This is a genomic window from Puia sp. (assembly GCF_036500295.1).
Lineage (GTDB): Bacteria > Bacteroidota > Bacteroidia > Chitinophagales > Chitinophagaceae > Puia.
Window position 1 is genome coordinate 235,748 of sequence record NZ_DASYCH010000003.1, and the last position, 19,137, is coordinate 254,884.

Below are 19,137 nucleotides of genomic sequence, written 5' to 3' on the forward strand. Positions count from 1 at the left end.
CCAAAAAAAGGAAAGATGAAACTATATAATCTTTTACTATCTACCTCGATCGCAGGAATGATCGCGCTTGCTGCCTCATCCTGCAAAAAATCCGTGCTGAATGAGAACCTTACCACGGCAAGGGCAATGAGTTATTATGCCACCGATGACGGGATCACATCGTTGGCAACCGGTACCTATTATGCGGTCTTTTCGCTTCCGTTCAATGGCGAATGGATGTACGCGAACACCAACTATGGAACGGATGAATTTCATGTCGGCGGGGACAATTCCAACGCGCAGCACAATGCCTACTCCAACGGCCTTGAATCGATTCTTACCCCCATCAACACGAATACTATTACCGCCAATGTACTATGGGATAATATGTATCTGGGCATTGGATATGCCAATTTGCTTATACAAAATGCCAACGCGAGCACCTCTTCTTCTGCGGCTGTCAAAAAAACGGCCCTGGGCGAAGGGCATTTTTTAAGGGCCTACAACTATTTGAGATTGGTAAGCCAGTACGGCGCCGTCCCTTTAAAAACAAAGGTCAGCACAACCATCGAGCTGGATTTCACCCGCGCTGCGCCAAAAGATGTTTTTGCACAGATCATTTCAGACTTTGACAGTGCTTATATCCTGTTGTCAAACGGGACGTCACCTGCACACATTAGCAAAGATGCAGCCGCACATTATCTGGCAAAAGCCTACTTATGCCGGGCAAGCGAGATCAACGATTCGTGGAATTCAACAACCAAGGCTGCCGATCTGGCTGCTATAGGGCCGCTATGCGATGGGGTAATTGCCAACCACCCCCTGGCGAGCAATTTCGCCAGCTTATGGAGTTATACCGCCCCCGATGGCGCCAATGAGAAATTGGCGGAGATCATCCTGTCGGCGCAGTTTACCGCGGATGCATCGACCAACGGAACTAACACTCAACATTTGTATTACGACTCCCGTTATGATGATCTGCCGTTTATGCAACGAGATCTTACGGGGGACCGGCCGTTCAGCCGTTTGGGCACCACCTATTATATGTACAGGGTATACGACCTGATAAATGATTCGAGGTTCTGGAAGAGCTTTAAAACCAAGGATCTTTTAAATAAACCGTCGGGTTCGTATGCTGTCGGTGACGTGGGTATCATGTATGTCATCAACCAACCCGGCGATACGCGGTTTCCCACTTACAAAATACTTAATACGATACCTTACAGCAAAACGGGAAGGCCCATCGCAAATGTATATGTGGCCTATCCAGGCGGCACTACCAATGACGGGGCCTTGTTTGCCGATGTGCGGTTCCCTTCTTTAAGCAAATTCCTCGATGGCTCCCGGGTTGGCGGAATGAATGATGTGCGTGGCCTGAGGGATATCACGCTTGCCCGTTCGGCTGAAACGTATTTGATCGCCGCCGAGGCAAAGATCCGCCTTGCTGCCATGGGTACGGGCGCTTACACGGATGCGCTGCCCTATATCAACGCTGTAAGAAAAAGGGGCCAATACCAGTCCGGCGAAGTTCGTTCCGTCTATACGGATGGCGGCGCAGCCCCCTCCAGCAATGGGCAGGCTGCCGCACTTAATTCTTTTATGCCGGAAAATTCCTATTACGAATCAAATAATATTCCGGTCAGTACGGCGGCAACCGACCTGACTGTTGCCGGTATTGCGCCCTTACCCGCCAATGACGAGTATATTATCAGCAGACTGGGTTACACTTCCACCTACGACAGGATGCTGTGCTTTTTGCTGGATGAGCGTGCCCGGGAATTGAGCGGTGAGTTCTTGCGGTGGGAAGATCTGTCGCGTACCAAGACATTGGTTGCACGTGCGAAGGCTTTTAATCCGGATGCAGCCCCAAACATTAAGGACTTTCATCTCCTCAGACCGATACCGCAAACGTTCCTGGATGGGATTCAGACGGCTGGGGTAGCGCTGACAGGAGCGCAAAAGCAGACCATGCAGAATCCGGGATATTAAACTGTTCTCATCTAACCATTTGGCAAAGGGCGGGCAGCGAAAGCTGCGCCGCCCTTTCATTTTCAGAGCAATCCTGCAAGCCACTTGCCGGTTTTAAAATTGTAAAAATAAGCTGGTTAATTCCTGCGTATAACCGGTTAATCCACTCTTAATAATTGTTAAATTGACATTAATGTAGAATTGGACAATAACACCCCCTGATATAGGACAGGGGAATGCCCTCAGGGGAGGGCTGGCCGTTGAGCATACCGACAGGAAACCAGACAGCTTCGCGCGAAGATATACAGGTCATTGACACTTCCCAGATTCAGCTTCTTCACAAGATGATCCTTATGGTTTTTGATCGTATGGACGCTTAAAAACAATTGAATGGCCAATTCCTTGTTTTTGACGGTACCCTGGGCGATCAGCCCGATGATCCGCGCCTCCTGTTTCGTCAGCCGGAAAACTGCCTGATCCATTTGCGCATCCTTTCTCACGATCCTCATGGGGAGATAGCGGGCTCCCTCATAAACCGCTTTCAAACAGGCGACCATCTCCGTGATATCCGAATCAAAAAGCAGCACACCGGAGACATTGACGGTTTCTATATTCAGGGAGAGAATGATCTCCAGCGGCGCCTGAAGAATGACATGGGTCACCGGACAGTATTTGCGGATATCATTGACGAGGAAAATAGTATCGGGCCTTATCGAATCTACGCAGAGAAGGATAACTGGCGGTCGTTCCCGGATCACTTCGGTCAGAATAGCGATTGCATCGCCATTGTGAAAATATACCTGAAATTCTTCTTGTATGCAGGCTTCTCTAAGTGTAGCCCTGGATCCGCTGCTGGAGTTGTAAATGATCAGCTGCTTTACGGCGCCTTTCCAATCCATTGGATAGCGCATTGCGATAGGTTGGATAGTCACTTATAGTTAAGGTTTAATTATGTAAAGTTGGAATCGCTTCCAGGTTTCAGGTAAACATTTGCAGCTGGTTGTCCCAATTTAATACCAATTGATCAAATTAAAAAATGATTCAATCGTAAGGTGATGGGAAAAAAGTAAATTTTCCTATTTTTCCGCCTGCCGTCCGAAGGTATATTTATGGGTAATCATTTTTCTTTATCTAAAATTGTTCATCATGCAAAAGATTCAACTGAAGGAAAAAATGCGCAACGGGAAAACAACGCTGGCCATCGGGTTGCTGGTCACCACCGCCGGATTTCTCGTTCCCCACAGCTCCAAAAGCAACCCTCCCGCGGGATGTACTAAAGGCTCCAACGGAGATTGCGTCTCCCTCACAGACGGCAACGCCGGCTGTTCCTGGGGTGCTTTCTGGAACGACTGCAATTGAGTATTTCTTTAATTGCAACTAAACTTCCCGACTTTTCGAAATTCAGGTAAAGCCTCCTTTTCCATTATCTACCAGCAATTTATTCAGATGCCACGGTTCTCCCGACGTCTTGTCCTTCTATTGCTCGTCCCGATCGCAATTATCGGGCTGGCCATCGCTACTACCTCGTATATCTTTCCGAAACCAGGCGTTTCGCCGACGCCGGTCGTGGTAGCCGCCGATTCCATGGGAATAGCGGAAAAGGATGGCTTTACTCTCTCACTCGATAGCCTCACCTCCTCCGGGCATATCGAATACTTTCAGTACCTGCCTTCGGTCACAGGCCATCGCAAACTAAGTTTTCTGAATCCCGACATCGATGCTATTTACATTTACGACCTGGATTCTTTCCATCTCGAAAAACTGATCCGGCTCACGGACTATAATTTTAGCCACCGCCGCAAGATCCAGGGTTACTATTTCATCAACAGCGACAGTCTCCTTGTTTATAGCTACGCCGATAGCCGGCTTACGATGCTCAGCCTTAAAAAAGGTATTCTTCTCACCCGAACGATCGCCGATCCGCTGGCGGATCCTTTCACATTGGTCTATCCCTATGTATCGGGCCGCACGCCTATTATAATGGACAGCGCCCGCAATACCGTCTATTTCACCGGCTTCAGCAGCGATGAGGGGGGCACCCGGGAGGAAGACAAACATCGCAATGTCGTCGCGAGTTGCAATCTCTCGACCGGAGCCGTAGAGTATCTCTGCCCCTATCCCGAATTCTACTGGGGAAAGAACTGGGGCGGTGCGGGAGGTTTCCGCCAAAGCTATATGACGTTTGATCCGAAGCGCAACCGGCTCGTAGTCAGCTTCATGGCAGATCATCGCCTCTATAGTTCGGATGTCGTCCATACCCGATTCATCCCCTTCTACGGCGGCAGCCGCTATTTTACCGATATCCATTCCATGAAGTACAGCCCCAACGTTTTCGATTTTCTCCCCAATCCCTCGATCTATCGCTATTATCTTGAAAATCCTTCTTATACTCTGGTGAAATTCGATCCCTATCACGATCTGTATTTCCGGATTGCCGAACTCCCCTTCACCAAGGGGGATCCGAAAGGCATGTATGATAAAACCGGCGAGATCCTAAGAAAGAGAAAGTCGATGATCCTGCTGGACACCCAGCTGCGGAAAACAGGCGAAACGCCCCTCTCCCGCGGGCTCGATCTGGAGGCCCTGTTCCTCACCGAAGAAGGGGTCTATATCCGGGACAGATCCGTGAAAAGCGACGATCAATTGGTATTCAAACTCATTACGTTTCAAAAGAAAAAATCCTTGTAATATGCGTCCCCTCCTGATCATGCTTCTATTTACCACAGCTTGCCGGCCGGACACCCACAATACAGGCAATCCCATTCTATCCGCGGTGGATTCGTTTACAAAAAAAGATCTCCGGGCTTACGGCGCCATCCTTTTCGTCCCGTCCCAGGGTTGCAGTGGCTGTATCAGCGGCATAGAAGATTTTTTGCTCAATGATTATGTTCTCAACGGAAAGAAAGGATTGCTTTTTATCGTCACGGGCCATACCTCTAAAAAGACGGCGCGCAACCGGCTTGGCGAACTGGCTCTCAACAATCCGGATGTTTTCTTTGACTATACGCACCAGTTTGACAAGCCCCCGTTTATGCAGGAATACCCCAAGGTCATTTTCCTGCGGAACGGCGAGGTGGAATCCATCGCCGACATCAATCCCGGTACCAGCGGGGATTTGTATAAGAAGCTTGTAACAAAAGAAAAACTATAACAAAAACCTAAAACGATATGGAATTCCTTTCCCAACTGCTGGCGCCCATTTCCGCCGCCGATTTCTTCGGGGACTTCTGGCGTAAAAAACCACTCCTCGTTGTAGAAGACAAAGATTTTTCCGATGTCCTGACCCTCGACGACATCAATGACTATCTCGGGAGAACAAGCTTCGCCTACCCCTTCCTGCGGGTGGTGGGCAACGGCAGTGAGATCGATCTGGCCAGGTATTCAATGGGCGCGCCGTTTAATCTCCTTAACAAAGACGCCGTTTTCAGGCTGTTTAATGAAGGCAACAGCCTCGTCATCCAGGCTTCGCAACATCAGATACCGAAACTTTATCGGGCCATCTCCATCCTGGAACGCGAGCTGGCGATGGAGGTGAATGCCAACATCTATATCACCCCTTCCAACTCCCAGGGCTTCCATCCCCATTTCGATACCCATGAAGTGCTGGTCCTGCAGATCACGGGCACCAAGCATTGGAATATCTATGACATTCCCATCGAAGCGCCTTTGCAGGAACATAAACTGACGGAAGCGCAAAAAGCGGCCTACCGGAATGGCGAACCCGCGCACCGGATCACCCTGGAGGAAGGCGATTTGCTGTATGTCCCGCGCGGTGTAGTCCACGATGCTTTTTGCACCGGAGAGTTGTCCATTCATATCACGTTTGGTCTGACGACCATGGTTAAAATGGAAATTTTACACCGGTTGGTCGGGAAGCTGACAGAATCTGCCTGGTTCAGAGAGCCTTATCTTCCGCAAAACGACTTTACAAAAAGAGGTGCGGTCGACAGGGAAATGATCCATCGGGTATCTTCAGAGCTGGAAGACCTCCTGCATTCGATCACCCCTTACTCTGCCTATAACGAGAAGTTCAAGCCCACGGAAAATCTTTTCTCCATCCTTGCTTTCATCGACAATGCCCATACCGCCGAAGACCTCTCCGTCCTTTGCTTCACCGCAAAGGAGCCGGCCGGAGCCGAGTTGGAGCAAGCCGACCTCGATGTACTCTCGGCCGTCCGGTCCGGGGAATTTCTAAGGGGGGGGTGCGCGGATCTTTCCACCGGCGTCTGCAAGAAAAGCCTGAAGCAACTGGTCCGCCGGGGTCTGCTCGAGGTCTCGGTCATTGATAACCGCGTAATGGAAGAGAAATGAATTACTTTCTGACCCAGCCTTTGCCAAGGATGTTTGAAACGGACGATGCCGGTTTCCTCCTTCCGCCCGCCTCCTCGCCCGAGGGTATCGACCCCGGAAATATCATGACCCTCAAAGACATCATTCAACATTGTGAAATGATCTTCGACGAGGATTTCGTCTCCTTGTATTTTCGCGGCTCCCAATTGTTCGATCGTCAGAACAGCGATTTTGATACGGTGGTTGTAGTGAGGAATCCTCCGACCATTTCTCCCGCCCGGCTATCCACTAGGCTGACCAATGCCTTGTCGGGCAAATATCCCTCGATAAAATACTACGACACGGACATCATGACGCTGGACGAGTTGGCCGGCGACCGGTACCGGCAATTTATCATTAAGGTTCTCTCCGTGCGGGTGTTCGGGCCGGCCGTCGAGATGGATTACCCCGGATTCCAACCCAACCGAGAGATCGCTTTCCTGCATAAAAAATTGCCGGGAAAAATAGCCGCCGTCAGAGCGGCCTATCCCACGCAAAAAGGAATCGGTCTGGTACTATGCCGCAATCACTGCATCAAATATCTATTGCGCACAGGCTACGAGCTGGTCATCGAAAAAGAGGGCGGATACACCCGGGACCTGACTTTCTGCTATAAAGCCTTTTGCCGCCATTTTCCGCAATACGGGCATCTTTCCGGTCAGTTGCTGAGCTGGTACGATGTACGGGAGGTACCCGCGGAAGAATTCTGGTCCGTCGTCGATCAGCTGGTTCCCCTATTGGAGCGCGAGATCAAAAAAATATTTTAACCATGGCTAAAAATACGGCAGGGAAAAACTTCTTTTTCAAAGGGATCGCCAAAATAGTCTTTCTCAGCTTTTTGGCGCTTTTCCTTATCAGGACCTTCCTGATCGAAAGCTATTCCATCACGAGTGCGTCGATGGAAGGGAACCTTCTGGTGGGTGATAAGATATTTATCAGCAAGCTTCACTACGGCCCGCGGTTGCCGGCCGCTTTGAAGTTGCCGATGATGAGCGGCAACAAGAATGTCCTGATGCGTATGCTGGGTATGAAACCTTATCCCGATATCCCGCCGCTGCCCTATTTCCGGCTGCCCGGTTTTACCCGCGTGCAGCGAAACGATGTCATCGCGTTCAATCTGCCGCCGGAACAGTTTCCTTCCTACGATCTCAAAACAGTATATGTAAAACGCTGCGTCGCCTTGCCGGGCGACACTGTCGAAATGCGGCAGGGAATGCTTTATATCGATGGCCGGCGCGAACAGCCAAAGCAAAATTATATGTACGCGTACAGTCTGCATTGCAGCAGTCTTCTCAATATCGGCAATACCGCTTCCTGGGGTTTGCGCGACTATTCCAACCAGTTGTATGCGCTGGAAACGATGCTGGACGGCAAAGACTACCGGTATACTCTATTTGCCGACAGTGCGACGCTGGCCCGCGTGACCGCGGATCCAAGGGTCCGGCACTGGGAGCCGATGCTGGGTTCGGATAGCTATAACGACCTCGATATCTATCCCCATCTGGCCGCTTTACACTGGAACAAAGACAGGATGGGGCCCCTTATTATCCCGGCAAAAGGCATGACCGTTCTCATGGACAGCGCCCATGCCCCCTTGTATTTCCCGATCCTCAAGGGCTATGAAGGCATACGCGACTGCCGGCTCAGCGGCCATCAAATTTTTATCGACGGCAGACCTATTTCGGCCTACTCCTTCAAAAACGACTATTACTTCGCGATGGGTGACAACCGGGGAGCATCATTCGACAGCCGTTACTGGGGCCCGGTGCCGGAAAACCATATCATCGGCAAAGCCGTAGCCATCTGGTATGCCACGGACGGCGGCCCTACCCTTCAAACCAATTTCTGAAAAGGGCGAATATTTGTTAACTTACCTATCCTCATCCTCCAATAATGGCAAAGAACTATTTATTGACGGCGTGGAGAAACCTTTTCCGGCATCCGCTTGTCTCGTTTATTAATTTGTCCTCTCTCTGCCTGAGCATGGCCGTGTGTCTGCTTGTCCTCAATATCGTCCGAACCCAATATGCGTACGACCGGTGGCACCCGGAGGGTACGCGGATCTACCGCATCCTTACCCGGGTTACCGCTCGCAACGGCCGGGATTTCGACTACGCCACCACGCCTCCTGCGGTCGCCGCCCGACTATTACGCGAAAATGCCCATATCGAAGCCGCAGCGACGCTGCGACCCGCGCCCGGGCTCACCGTCAGAGCCAACGGGAAACAAATCGATCTCAGTGGGGTCTTCACCGACACCGGTTTTTTTCGCATCTTTAATTTCTATCCTTCTTCAGGTACCGTTGCAGGGTTTGCCCAACCCAACACGGCCATTCTCACCCAACAAGCCGCGGAAAAATTCTTCCCGAACGGAGAAGCCACCGGCAAAATCATTTCCCTCAATGATTCCTTCGTCGTCCGGATCATCGCGGTACTCGCCCCGACTCCGGGCAGAACCCATCTCAACTACGATGTTTTTCTATCCGCTGCGTCGATCCCCTTCGCCGAATCCAGCCGCCTGCTGGACTCGGCATCCGGGCGTTGGGATAAATACACGGCTGCTTATACGTACGTAAGAACAAGACCCGATGCAGGTTCGCTTAACGAGTATCTTTCCCGGCTGTCCGAGGCCCAGTCCCCCATCACAAAATTCGGCAACGGGGAAAAAGCCATCCTGTTTTCGGCACAGCCGTTGGGAAAGATCAGTCCCGGCCATGGCTACTACCTCGAAAACAGCAACAGTCTTCCCTCGAGAGCCATCTACATTTTGCTGGGCGCCATCACGCTGTTGCTGTTGCTCACCTGCTTCAATTATTCCAACCTGATCGTTGCGAGGTCTGTCACCCGGGCAAAAGAGATCGGCGTCCGTAAAGTAATGGGCGCATCCCGCTTCCAGGTTTTCCTGCAATTCATTCTGGAATCCACGCTGCTCTCGCTGACAGCCATGTTGCTCGCGCTTCCGCTGGTGCCTTTTATCCCTCTGAACCCGTCGCTGCAAAATCTTTTTTCAGGAGCGTCGGTCGATGCGGCCGCCTTTCTCTACCTGCTGCTCTTCAGCCTGTCGACGGGCTTTTTATCCGGATTCCTGCCGGCCCTGTTGTTAAGCGGGTTCCGGGCAACGGAGATCCTCAAAAGCCTCTCCGGATTGCGCATCTTCCGGGGCAGCTTCTTCAGCAATATTTTGTTCGTAGCCCAGTTTGCCCTTTCCTTTTTGCTGGTGATCGACCTTATTGTCATGGTTCGCCAAAGCGAATACATGTCCCGCGGCGAATATGGGCTCGATCTGCAGGACAAGATTGCTGTGAGAATACCGGAAGGGGTAAACGGTATCGTCTTATTAAATGAATTGCATCGGGTGCCGTTCTTCACCCGGACCGCGAGCCTCTCCGATCTCTTCGGTTATCAACCCACCGGCTATTCGAAGGTCCGTTCCGCAAACGACGCGGAGCAGAGGGAGCTGGCTCAATATTATACCGACGACCAGGTCGTTCCGATGTACGGGCTTACCCTTTTGGCCGGCACCGGCTTTTCACCGGCGACGGGCAGAAATTCGATCATCCTGAATGAAACGGCGGTAACGACTCTTCATCTGGGCGCTCCGCCGGAGGCGATAGGCAGGATGCTGGTGATCGACGACACCACCCATGTTACGGTCTCTGGTATCGTAAAAGACTTTCATTTTCAGAACTTCAAAAATCCGGTGAGGCCGCTGGGCCTGCGCAACGGGCCTGACAAAATACACTATATCAGTCTCAAGGTGTCAAAGCAGCAGCAGGCGGAAGCAGTGGCGCGGATAAAAGCGGTGTGGCATGCCCTGGGCATACCCGGAAACCCCGAGTGCCAGTGGGAAGCCCAGCACCTTGCGGAAACTCAGGGTCACGGCGACGATGTGAAAATGATCGGGTTTCTCTTCATCATGTTTCTGATCATTGCCTGTATGGGTCTGTTGGGTATTGCTTCACACGCCGCGGGCATGAAGACGAAAGAGGTCAGTATCCGCAAAGTCCTGGGGGCAGGAAATATCGCTATTTTCTTCCTCCTCTCCCGCCGGTACTTCTATTTGTTGGGGATCGCCGCCGCCATCGGCGTTCCATTAGGGTATGTTACCAGTCATGTCTTTCTACAGGCCTTTGTTTATAAAGTATCGATCGGCGCCACCACCCTTCTGGCAGGACTGTTCGCCGTACTCGCCATCGGCCTGCTGACCTTCGGTTCGCAAACGATCCGGGCGGCGCTGACTCCTCCGGCCAGAAGGTTGGATTTTTAAAATCCCCCATTTTTTTGAAATGCACCTTTCAGTCATAACTACAAGCTAAAGATAGATTGCTCCCCTAAAAAAGGACAGGTAATTAAGACTATTTTGACAACTTCGGTAATGCTAATCACGAGACGAAATATTTTGGCTGGTTTAGCAATGATATACCTGAATATGAGGTATTAGAGAGTAAGGATTTTGAACACCCTCTTGTCCGGGATTATTATCAGGGAATTACAAAGGCAGAAGCGGAAAAACGCGTTCAAGCGATGCTCGATGCTATCTATGAAAGAGATAACAAAGTTGAATTGGCAAAGCCGTGGTGGAAGTTGTGGTAAGGCATTGATGAACTGGGTAAGTGTAATTTCGACACATTTAATAGCCGGCAATGGTTGAAATTTACCCATTGAGTGGGTGAAATTTACCCACGGACGTATAGATATGTAAGGCAAATAATTAACCTCCGTTCTGCATGCTTTTTTAATAAAAATGCATTCAATTTGAACACGACTTTCCAATGGAACAGCTTGACGTACTGAAAATGAAACTGAGACCGGGTGCGGTTTATCGCCGTGCGGACTTGCAACAATGGTCAAAGTCGGTTGACCGCCATTTACAGAAGCTGGTCAAGGAAGGAACATTGGAAAAACTGTCTGGTGGATTATACTATTTACCAGTACAAAGCACGTTCGGAAAGGTGCCTGCAGAAGAGCATGTGCTAATAAGAACGTTTCTGAAGGGTAGTCATTTTTTGGTGATCTCACCAAACGATTATAATACTGTCGGGGTCGGTACCACCCAGCTTTACAATACCCGATTTGTATATAACTATAAGCGGCATGGCGAATTCGAATTGGGGAACAGATCTTTTCAGTTCATTAGAAAACTTTATGTTCCGAAGAAGATGGAATTTGGAGCGGTCAAGGGGCCTTTTCAGGGAAAGCCTGGAGGCAGCTTAGCGGATCAGATAAATGAACATTAATCCATCGCGATCGTTTGATTCCAATTCTCCTCAAAGTATTCCTGGGTAATTGGAGTTACGGGAAAATGATTCTTGGAGTCATCCAACAGTAGATTATTGTCGGTCCAATATCCATAGTTTTCCTTATAAGGCATTTTCAGAATTACTACTCGACCTGGATTTAGTCCGATTTCTCGCTCTGGAATACCACTTGCTTGATCGCATTCAATAAGCCAGTATTTAACTTTGTCGATCTCTTCCTCGAAGTCAGGATTGGCTTTTGGAATTACCTTGGTGAGAAGACTAATGAAACTTCTCCAAACGAATTCCTTAAGGCGATTCTCAGGCCTATTTTCGGCCGCGTTTTGGTCTATCTCGATTTGTATGTAAGTCTTGTTTGTCATTCTGGCGAGTTTAAAAATATATTTTTTTAGTAGAATTTCGGTCAGCTATTTGGTGCACATCTCACCTCGCTTTTCCCATATCTCTTGAATCTTCTTGCCCGCTTCCTCGGGGGTAATCCGGATATATTTATAAAAATCCTTCAGGCTTTTGTGCCCGCTGATCTTCATGATTAGCTCGGGCGGCGTGCCGGCCAGGAACTCATTGGTGCAAAAGGATCGGCGGTAGGTGTGCGTAGTCATCCAGGCATATTTTGGTTTCGTGGTTACAATATCCTGGTTGCCCTTCTTATAAGATACCTTGATTGGGGTGTTGATCCCGGCAAGGTGGCCGACTTTCTTAATATGCCGGTTTAATTCCCCGTTGGAAGTTTTTGGCACTTTTTATTGAATCGGTTGACGAGGATCTCATGAGCTTCCGGCCGCAGGGGAATGATAACCCAGTGATCGGATTTGCCCTGCTTTTTGTAAAGCATTCCGTTCCGGATGTCCTCCGGGCGGATACTGTTCGCATCTGCGAGTAAGCTCGCGCTGCTCCGAAATACAAAAGCCGGCCAGACTGTCGTCTGGTCGGCTTTGTGACTCTGTTAGGATTCAAACCTAAAACCTCTTGATCCGTAGTCAAGTGCTCTATTCAGTTGAGCTACAGAGCCATCTTAAGAGCAATGGATTGTAGGCCATGCATTTAAGGGTTGCAAATATAGCACAAAATCCCGGAACGCAAAAAATAATTAACCTGGAAACGCGGGGCGCCGCGCTTATTCATAGATCTTCATTGCCGTCCTTTCCACTATCGTCTTGGGCAGCAGCCATGCCATGGCCGCGCCGAGTTTGTTGAGGAAGCCGGTGATCACTTCGGGCTTACCGGCCAGCATGCCTTTTACGGCAAGGGAGGCAACCACTTCGGGAGACATGTTGAATTTTTCGGCCGCTTTCATGCCTTTTTCGCCCAGTTGGGCGCGGTTGGGGAAGTCGGTATCGGTGGCGCCGGGACTGACGCAGGTGACGGAAACGGTTGTCTTGTGCAGTTCCTGGTGCAGACCGCGGCTAAAAGCCAGTACGAAGGCCTTGGTGGCCGCGTAGAGGGTCAGCTTGGGGACGGCCTGGTAAGCGGCGGAACTGGCTACATTGAGGATATATGCCTTTTTCTGTTTGTGCAGTTCGGGCAGGAAGAGCCGGGTCATGCTCACGAGGGTAGACATATTGAGCTGCATCATGTTGAGATGGTCGGCAAGGCCGTATTTCTCGAACGACCCACTGAGTCCATAGCCGGCGTTGTTGACGAGAACATTGACGGCATAGCCCCTGGCCCGGCACCAGTCGCAGACACTTTGCGGGGCTTCGCCGGTAGCAAGATCGAGGGCGAGATAATCGGCCTGTACTTTGTATCGGGAGGCGATCTCGGTGGCCAGCTGCTGCAGAAGGTCTTCCGAACGGGCGACGAGCAGGACATTGAACCCACGGGCTGCCAGCTCGCGGGCGATGGCCCTGCCGATCCCCTTACTGGCGCCGGTTATTAATGCATATTCCATAATGCGGTAAAGATAAAAAAATAGCCCGGACGCTTGGCGGCCGGGCTGATCGGTATAAAGTAATTTTAGTTTTGCACTTTAGAGGCCAGCCGGTGATAGAACGGAGTCTTGCTATGCTCGTCCTTCGGCATATATTTTCCAGTAATGATCGGGACGTACATTACGCGGCGGCGGCTGGCTTCTCCATACAGCGGAGACTGCTGGGCGCGATGCCAGATGCGGCCATCATGCACGGTAAGGTCGCCGGCGCTGATATCGAAACCGATCTCCCGGCGATCGGGATTGTTGTCAATGAAATACTTCTTTCCGAATAAAAGGCGCAGCACTCCCTGCTTATGTGTTCCGGGCAATACCCGCAACCCCCCGTTTTCGAAAGGGGTGTCGTCCAGGTGGAGCCCGACATTCAGCATGGGCATGATCTTCTGGCCCATGAACAGGTCCCGGGGGCTGTCGGTATGCCAGCCCATCTGAGTGAAATTGCTCTCCGGCATGCGAACATAGTGGTTGAGGATCAATCCATCCTTCTCATTCTCGCTGATCCGGCCTTCGTAGGGATACAATAATCCCACCAATGACTGGATGCGCGGATCCTGCAGCATTTCATGCAGGGGTTTGCTGTACAGAGAAAGAAAACACATACGCTGGATCATCTTGTTGCCGTCCTCGTCCTTACCGAATTTCAGGGGGATACCATTGACCTTCTCCCGGCCTTCCTCCAGCCATTGTTTTTCGATCTTGTTAAGCTCTTGTATGAATAATTGAACGGTCTCCGAATTCAGAAAATTCCTAAATATGATAACTCCATACTTGTCGAAAAAGTTAAATTGTTCTTCCGTTAGCTTATCTCCCAAGACAAAATCGGGGCATTCGAATTTTTTCATAAATGCTAGCTTTATTTAAGAAAAGGAAGGGTCGTCCCTTTCCGCTTCAGAGCTTTTAAATATTGGGTTAATTGAATTTTAACAAATTGTGAATTCTTCATTAATCATCAAATGTAAGAAAATTAGATTTTTCGGCGTTAATTTGCCTCCTTTTTATCGATCAATATAAATAAATATACTACAGCTTTGCCCTTCCCTTCGTTCAGAAAAGCAAAATATACCTATTTTCTTGGGTTTTTCGTCCTTTTCCTTTTGCCCTACAAAGGAAAAGCCCAAAGAGACAGCCTTAAAACAGTCCCTGTTGAAAAGTTGCCGTTGGCGATAAAAAGTCCGGCAAATATACGCCCTATTCTCGTACTCCCAATCATTGCCAGATCGATAGAAACAGGCTGGTCCTTCGGCCTTGCCAGCGCCGCAACCTTCCATCTCAAAAGCCGGGACACCGCTATACGTACGTCTAACGCCCAGGCTTTGGCGCTTTATACGACCCGCAGCCAGTTTGTAATGGCGATAAATGGTTCCATCTATTTCCCAGGCGAACGGTTCATTCTTAACGAGCAGCTGTCCTACAGCAGCTTTCCGGACGATTTCTGGGGTCTTGGAAAACGGGCTCCCGACACCAGCAAGGAATCTTATAAGTTTAAACAGTATTACGTATACCTTCACCCCCAATTCCTGATCGCGAAAAGCTTGTTCCTGGGCGTTCCCTACCAGTTTCAGCGTGTATTGGATGTCGACTACCGGCACGGCGGCCTTTTCGATACCCAGAACGTCCTTGGCCGTAACGGCTACCACATCTCCGGGCTTGGGCTTAGCCTGACCTACGATACCCGAAACAATGCCTTTTCACCTGACAAAGGGATGATGGCCCAGTTCTATTTCGATCACTTTGCATCTGTTTTCGGCTCTGACTATCAGTACACTAGCTATGTTATCGATCTGCGGCGCTTCCTGCGGATCTACAAGCAACAGGTCCTCGCTATCCAGATATTCGGCAGCTTTAACACCGGTGAAACGCCGTTGCGCAGTTTGTCCTATCTCGGTGGCGCCAACACGATGCGCGGTTATTATGCGGGCCGTTTCCGGGATAAGAATGCTGCCGTTGTCCAGGCGGAATATCGCTTTCCCCTGTTCTGGCGCATCGGCGGCGTCGGATTTGCGGATGCAGGCAATGTCGGGCCGGAACTCACTGACATCAACTTCCGTCACTTTAAATACTCTTATGGCGGCGGGCTTCGCGTGGCGCTGAATCAAAAGGAAAAGCTGAACCTGCGACTCGACTATGGTGTCGCCAAGGGATCCTCACAGGGATTCTATCTTCAATTGGGCGAGGCGTTTTAAGACAGCCGCGGTGGGGCGGCTGCCTACAAATAATTGTCATTCGGGTAATGTTCCTGCCGGAGGCAGCCGCAATACAGTGCGGGTAGCGATCTGCCAGGAAATCCAGCAGAAAAGGATCCCCCCCAGGATATCGAGGGTATAATGTACGTGCTGCACCAGCAGGAGCAGGGCGACGCTCGCCGTTGCCACCAATGCCAGCTTCTTATCAGTTTTGCCGGGAACGGTAAGGTACAAAAGAAACACCGCAGACGTATGGCCGGAAAAGAAAAGGTCCTTGGTAACGAATTTATCGCTGCCATAGAAGAAATTGCTGACCGGGTCGACCAGACCGATCAACCCCACCGGCGGATCGAGCGGGATCAGTGCAATTGTCAGGACGCGGAAGGCGGTCAGAAAAATGAACGACCATAGATAGGTCAGGAACATCTTTGGCGTCTGGGCGGCCCGAAAGGTGCAGTAGGCGGTGAAACCCCAGAGGATCACAAACAACAAGGTCGATACGTTGTGCGGCTGAAGCGCCCGCAAAACAGGGTCGTTCAGCAAAACACCATGCCGCCTTTCTATCATCTGGAAAAAACGGGGTAGGAGAGACAGGATCATAATTAGCACAACCATCCCCGTCATCAGCCGACGACGAAACGACGGGGTGAGCCAGGCTTCCTGCCATTCGTGCCGAACATCTATCAAAATGGTTTGTGGCATAGAGATGCCACAAAAATACAATAAACGTTAGTTAACGCAAATTTAATAGACGGATATGCGTAGGGTTTTTGGGCGGCGGGTTGCAGCCTTATCGGCGGCGGGTTGCAGCCTTTGGGGCGGCGGGTCGCGGCCTTTGGGGCAGCGGGTCGCGGCCTTTCCTGGCCCCGCGGGCGGGGCCTGAGTTGAGGCGTTGATGTCTGCTCGCTTCGCTCGCCTAACGCCCTCCGGGCGTTAGTAGTGCCACCTTACAAACGCTTCCATCGCGGCGTACTTCGTGAGGCCTAACTGCGCATACAGCCCGGCTGTATTCGCATTGCGGTCTTCTGCGCGCTGCCAGAATTCACGGCTATCGCTACCCTGGAAAGGAACCATGTCTTTTTGCGATTGGTGGATGAAGATGCCGAAGCGTTTCTTGAGCACCTGGTCGGGGCTCATGGGGATCGCCATTTCGATCTCGCTGATGTCCCATTCCTGCCATGCTCCCTTGTAGAGCCAGAGCCAGCAGTCCTTGAGCCATTCATCACCCGCGGCCTTCAGCCGTCGCATGGATTCGAAGATGACGTCGAGACAAACCTTATGGGTGCCATGCGGATCGGCGAGGTCGCCTGCGCAATAGAGCTGATGCGGCTTGAGTTTGCGCAGGAGGTCAACCGTCAGCTGCACATCGGCTTCGCCCATGGGCTTTTTCTCGATGGTTCCCGTCTCATAGAAAGGCAGGTTCATAAAGTGGATATTCTCGTCATTGAGCCCCACGTAGCGGCAGGTGGCCCTGGCTTCGCAGCGGCGGATCAGCCCCTTGATGGCGCGGATCTCCGGAGTGTCGATATCGCTTGCCTTCTTTGTCTTCAGATAACGGGTGGCCTGTTCGAGTATCTGTGAGGACTTCTTGTTGTCGATACCCGAGAGCTCTTCAAAGCCCACCGCGAAATCGAGGAAGCGGGTGACAAATTCATCGGTGACGGCGATGTTCCCCGAGGTCTGATAGGCGACGTGTACGTCGTGGCCCTGGTCGTGAAGCCGCATAAAGGTTCCACCCATGCTGATGATATCATCATCGGGATGGGGAGAGAAGATGAGGCAACGCTTGGGAAAGGGTTCCGAGCGTTCGGGATGTGTCGGCAGATTGACATTGGGCTTTCCGCCGGGCCAGCCGGTGATGCTGTCGCGCAGCAGGTAGAAGACCTGCAGGTTGATCTCATAGGCATCGCCTTTTTCCACGAGCAGATCGGCAAGCCCGTTATCGTTATAATCGCTGTTCTTTAGACTCAGGATCGGTTTGCCCAGTTTCAGCGCCATGTTGACGACGGCTTTGCGGACCATCGCGGGCGTCCAGAGGGTGTCGCCGGCCAGCCAGGGCGACTTGAAACGGGTAAGTTCGGACGCGGCTACCTCGTCGAGGAAAAAGGTGACGTCGTTGTGCTGTTGGAGCAGCGAAGCCGGTATCTGTTCGGTGACATTACCTTCCACCGCCTTCTGAATGACGGGTGCCTTCATCTGCCCCCAGGCCATCAGGATGATGCGTTTGGCTTTGAGGATGGTGCTGATGCCCATCGTAATGGCCAGACGCGGGACGTGCGAAATATTCTGGAAGTCATGGGAGTTGGCGATCCGCGTTGAATTGTCCAGCGGCACGAGCCGGGTGCTGGAATAGATGCTGCTTCCGGGTTCGTTGAAGCCGATGTGCCCGTTGTTGCCGATTCCCAGGATCTGCAGATCGACGCCGCCGGCATCTTCGATCATCTTCTCATATTGCAGACAATGCTGCTTGATATCTTCTTTCTTCCACTGGCCATTGGGGATATGACAGTTGGCCGGATCGATATCCACCTTGTCGAACAGCTGTTCCTTCATAAACCGGTTGTAGCTCTGAAGGGCGTCGTTATCGATGGGATAGTATTCGTCGAGGTTAAAAGTGATCACATTCTTAAAGCTGAGTTTTTCTTCCCGATGCAGCCGCACCAATTCGTCATACAGGGACTTCGGGGAAGAGCCCGTGGCCAGGCCAAGGACGGCCTTCTGTCCTTTGGCTTCCTTTTCACGGATCAACTTCGCGATCTCCTTTCCAATGAATCGGGAACCTTCCTCCAAACTTTTGAAAATGTTTACCGGGATTTTCTCGAACGAATCTACCATGCTCATAGCTTAAGTTTTTGATAAAGATGGGCGCAAATTAATCTCTTATTCCGAGATGCCATCACGCAAATGCACAAAACAGTGCTAAAAGCAGTGCGAGTGTAATGTACTTTTTCAGGGTTTTCATTGCCTGGTAGAGCAGATTGCGGGCCACCTGATAGTTGATATTCATCACTTCCCCCAGTTCTTCATAGCTGAGGTTCTGGTAGTACTTGAGATAGACGATCTCTTTCTGGCGGGGCGACAACTGTTCCAGTGCCTTCAGCACCTTTTCCCGTTTCTCGGCGCTTTCCTGTTCGGCGATGAGAAAGGTCTCATGACTCCATTCGAAGGCCCAATCGCCATCGTCGGGCAAAAGGGTATCGCGTCTTTTACTGTTGGTTCTTAATAGTTTGTATTTCAGTGACTTAAGAAGATAGGATCGAACAGAAACGACGGTACTGCGGGAATTGGATTTCCAGAGTTCGATAAACAGTTCCTGGATGCAGTCTTCCAGTTGCTGGGAATCGGTGGTGAACTTGGCGCCATAGCGGTAGAGTGTTTCGTAATGCTGGCGAAAGAGGGCGGCAAAAGCCTCCCTGTTGCCCTTGCGAAAGGCTTCCCACAGCAGTATATCCTCTTTGGCAGTGTTCAATGGAGCGTTGGTGCTAAAATCT

19 protein-coding genes and 1 tRNA gene are annotated in these 19,137 nt (G+C 50.9%); 11 read left to right on the plus strand and 9 right to left on the minus strand.

All coding sequences use genetic code 11. The annotated features are described in order from the left end of the window. Positions 1 to 15: 15 nt before the first annotated feature. Positions 16 to 1,968, plus strand: a complete 1,953-nt coding sequence (locus VGM48_RS01640) for a RagB/SusD family nutrient uptake outer membrane protein (protein WP_331575933.1) — start codon at positions 16 to 18, stop codon at positions 1,966 to 1,968. Positions 1,969 to 2,189: 221 nt separating this feature from the next. Here the strand turns inward: VGM48_RS01640 and VGM48_RS01645 are convergent, their stop codons facing one another. Then, positions 2,190 to 2,858 carry a helix-turn-helix transcriptional regulator gene (locus VGM48_RS01645; RefSeq protein ID WP_331575935.1) on the minus strand — a complete coding sequence of 223 codons (669 nt, stop codon included), beginning with the start codon at positions 2,856 to 2,858 and terminating at the stop codon, positions 2,190 to 2,192. A gap of 235 nt (positions 2,859 to 3,093) precedes the next feature. On the opposite strand from VGM48_RS01645, the gene VGM48_RS01650 reads away from it, so the two are divergent. From VGM48_RS01650 to VGM48_RS01685, 8 genes are all read left to right on the plus strand, one after another. After that, positions 3,094 to 3,306 (plus strand): hypothetical protein, encoded by a 213-nt coding sequence (locus VGM48_RS01650; protein ID WP_331575937.1) that lies wholly within the window; start codon positions 3,094 to 3,096, stop codon positions 3,304 to 3,306. A gap of 87 nt (positions 3,307 to 3,393) precedes the next feature. Beyond that, the gene (locus VGM48_RS01655; RefSeq protein WP_331575939.1) at positions 3,394 to 4,635 is read left to right on the plus strand and encodes a DUF4221 family protein; all 1,242 of its coding nucleotides are present in this window, start codon (positions 3,394 to 3,396) and stop codon (positions 4,633 to 4,635) included. A gap of 1 nt (position 4,636) precedes the next feature. Next, positions 4,637 to 5,098 (plus strand): hypothetical protein, encoded by a 462-nt coding sequence (locus VGM48_RS01660; RefSeq protein WP_331575941.1) that lies wholly within the window; start codon positions 4,637 to 4,639, stop codon positions 5,096 to 5,098. Positions 5,099 to 5,115: 17 nt separating this feature from the next. Further along, positions 5,116 to 6,258 (plus strand): cupin domain-containing protein, encoded by a 1,143-nt coding sequence (locus VGM48_RS01665; protein WP_331575943.1) that lies wholly within the window; start codon positions 5,116 to 5,118, stop codon positions 6,256 to 6,258. Then, positions 6,255 to 7,043, plus strand: coding sequence for a hypothetical protein (locus VGM48_RS01670; protein WP_331575945.1), 789 nt, complete (start codon positions 6,255 to 6,257; stop codon positions 7,041 to 7,043). The genes VGM48_RS01665 and VGM48_RS01670 overlap by 4 nt, the downstream gene beginning before the upstream one ends. 2 nt (positions 7,044 to 7,045) lie before the next feature. Next, complete coding sequence (gene lepB / locus VGM48_RS01675; RefSeq protein ID WP_331575947.1) at positions 7,046 to 8,125, plus strand: signal peptidase I; 1,080 nt, start codon at positions 7,046 to 7,048, stop codon at positions 8,123 to 8,125. 44 nt (positions 8,126 to 8,169) lie between these two features. Beyond that, entirely contained in the window at positions 8,170 to 10,542 is a 2,373-nt protein-coding gene (locus VGM48_RS01680) for an ABC transporter permease (RefSeq protein ID WP_331575949.1), read from the plus strand. A gap of 505 nt (positions 10,543 to 11,047) precedes the next feature. After that, entirely contained in the window at positions 11,048 to 11,512 is a 465-nt protein-coding gene (locus VGM48_RS01685) for a hypothetical protein (RefSeq protein WP_331575951.1), read from the plus strand. On the opposite strand, the gene VGM48_RS01690 is transcribed toward VGM48_RS01685, so the two are convergent. Continuing rightward, complete coding sequence (locus VGM48_RS01690) at positions 11,509 to 11,895, minus strand: hypothetical protein (protein ID WP_331575953.1); 387 nt, start codon at positions 11,893 to 11,895, stop codon at positions 11,509 to 11,511. The two genes, VGM48_RS01685 and VGM48_RS01690, sit on opposite strands and share 4 nt — an antisense overlap. A gap of 45 nt (positions 11,896 to 11,940) precedes the next feature. Then, positions 11,941 to 12,135, minus strand: coding sequence for a hypothetical protein (locus tag VGM48_RS01695; protein ID WP_331575955.1), 195 nt, complete (start codon positions 12,133 to 12,135; stop codon positions 11,941 to 11,943). Positions 12,136 to 12,266: 131 nt separating this feature from the next. On the opposite strand from VGM48_RS01695, the gene VGM48_RS01700 reads away from it, so the two are divergent. Further along, entirely contained in the window at positions 12,267 to 12,416 is a 150-nt protein-coding gene (locus VGM48_RS01700; RefSeq protein WP_331575957.1) for a hypothetical protein, read from the plus strand. A 55-nt stretch (positions 12,417 to 12,471) separates the two neighbouring features. Here the strand turns inward: VGM48_RS01700 and VGM48_RS01705 are convergent. From VGM48_RS01705 to VGM48_RS01715, 3 genes are all read right to left on the minus strand, one after another. Then, positions 12,472 to 12,545, minus strand: a tRNA-Arg gene (locus VGM48_RS01705). Between the two features lie 105 nt (positions 12,546 to 12,650). Then, complete coding sequence (locus VGM48_RS01710; RefSeq protein ID WP_331575959.1) at positions 12,651 to 13,424, minus strand: SDR family oxidoreductase; 774 nt, start codon at positions 13,422 to 13,424, stop codon at positions 12,651 to 12,653. Between the two features lie 65 nt (positions 13,425 to 13,489). Then, on the minus strand, positions 13,490 to 14,305 hold the full coding sequence (locus tag VGM48_RS01715; RefSeq protein WP_331575961.1) for a phytanoyl-CoA dioxygenase family protein: 816 nt from the start codon (positions 14,303 to 14,305) through the stop codon (positions 13,490 to 13,492). Positions 14,306 to 14,776: 471 nt separating this feature from the next. Here VGM48_RS01715 and VGM48_RS01720 point away from each other — a divergent pair, with 471 nt between their 5' ends. Then, the gene (locus VGM48_RS01720) at positions 14,777 to 15,646 is read left to right on the plus strand and encodes a BamA/TamA family outer membrane protein (RefSeq protein WP_331575963.1); all 870 of its coding nucleotides are present in this window, start codon (positions 14,777 to 14,779) and stop codon (positions 15,644 to 15,646) included. Between the two features lie 36 nt (positions 15,647 to 15,682). On the opposite strand, the gene VGM48_RS01725 is transcribed toward VGM48_RS01720, so the two are convergent. From VGM48_RS01725 to VGM48_RS01735, 3 genes are all read right to left on the minus strand, one after another. Continuing rightward, positions 15,683 to 16,348 (minus strand): phosphatase PAP2-related protein, encoded by a 666-nt coding sequence (locus tag VGM48_RS01725; RefSeq protein WP_331575965.1) that lies wholly within the window; start codon positions 16,346 to 16,348, stop codon positions 15,683 to 15,685. Between the two features lie 231 nt (positions 16,349 to 16,579). Beyond that, positions 16,580 to 18,487: a glucosamine-6-phosphate deaminase gene (nagB, locus tag VGM48_RS01730; protein WP_331575967.1), complete on the minus strand. Its 1,908-nt coding sequence runs from the start codon at positions 18,485 to 18,487 to the stop codon at positions 16,580 to 16,582. A 55-nt stretch (positions 18,488 to 18,542) separates the two neighbouring features. Then, a complete protein-coding gene (locus VGM48_RS01735; RefSeq protein ID WP_331575969.1) occupies positions 18,543 to 19,115 on the minus strand; it encodes a sigma-70 family RNA polymerase sigma factor in 573 nt (190 codons plus the stop codon). Positions 19,116 to 19,137: the final 22 nt, after the last annotated feature.

Coding starts and splice junctions, on each gene's coding strand:
- VGM48_RS01710 (WP_331575959.1), bottom strand. CDS start 13,424: ATGGAATATGCATTAATAACCGGCGCCAGTAAGGGGATCGGCAGGGCC.
- VGM48_RS01690 (WP_331575953.1), bottom strand. CDS start 11,895: ATGACAAACAAGACTTACATACAAATCGAGATAGACCAAAACGCGGCC.
- VGM48_RS01680 (WP_331575949.1), top strand. CDS start 8,170: ATGGCAAAGAACTATTTATTGACGGCGTGGAGAAACCTTTTCCGGCAT.
- VGM48_RS01645 (WP_331575935.1), bottom strand. CDS start 2,858: ATGCGCTATCCAATGGATTGGAAAGGCGCCGTAAAGCAGCTGATCATT.
- VGM48_RS01685 (WP_331575951.1), top strand. CDS start 11,048: ATGGAACAGCTTGACGTACTGAAAATGAAACTGAGACCGGGTGCGGTT.
- VGM48_RS01640 (WP_331575933.1), top strand. CDS start 16: ATGAAACTATATAATCTTTTACTATCTACCTCGATCGCAGGAATGATC.
- nagB (WP_331575967.1), bottom strand. CDS start 18,487: ATGAGCATGGTAGATTCGTTCGAGAAAATCCCGGTAAACATTTTCAAA.
- VGM48_RS01695 (WP_331575955.1), bottom strand. CDS start 12,135: ATGACTACGCACACCTACCGCCGATCCTTTTGCACCAATGAGTTCCTG.
- VGM48_RS01655 (WP_331575939.1), top strand. CDS start 3,394: ATGCCACGGTTCTCCCGACGTCTTGTCCTTCTATTGCTCGTCCCGATC.
- VGM48_RS01715 (WP_331575961.1), bottom strand. CDS start 14,305: ATGAAAAAATTCGAATGCCCCGATTTTGTCTTGGGAGATAAGCTAACG.
- VGM48_RS01650 (WP_331575937.1), top strand. CDS start 3,094: ATGCAAAAGATTCAACTGAAGGAAAAAATGCGCAACGGGAAAACAACG.
- VGM48_RS01660 (WP_331575941.1), top strand. CDS start 4,637: ATGCGTCCCCTCCTGATCATGCTTCTATTTACCACAGCTTGCCGGCCG.
- lepB (WP_331575947.1), top strand. CDS start 7,046: ATGGCTAAAAATACGGCAGGGAAAAACTTCTTTTTCAAAGGGATCGCC.
- VGM48_RS01670 (WP_331575945.1), top strand. CDS start 6,255: ATGAATTACTTTCTGACCCAGCCTTTGCCAAGGATGTTTGAAACGGAC.
- VGM48_RS01665 (WP_331575943.1), top strand. CDS start 5,116: ATGGAATTCCTTTCCCAACTGCTGGCGCCCATTTCCGCCGCCGATTTC.
- VGM48_RS01725 (WP_331575965.1), bottom strand. CDS start 16,348: ATGCCACAAACCATTTTGATAGATGTTCGGCACGAATGGCAGGAAGCC.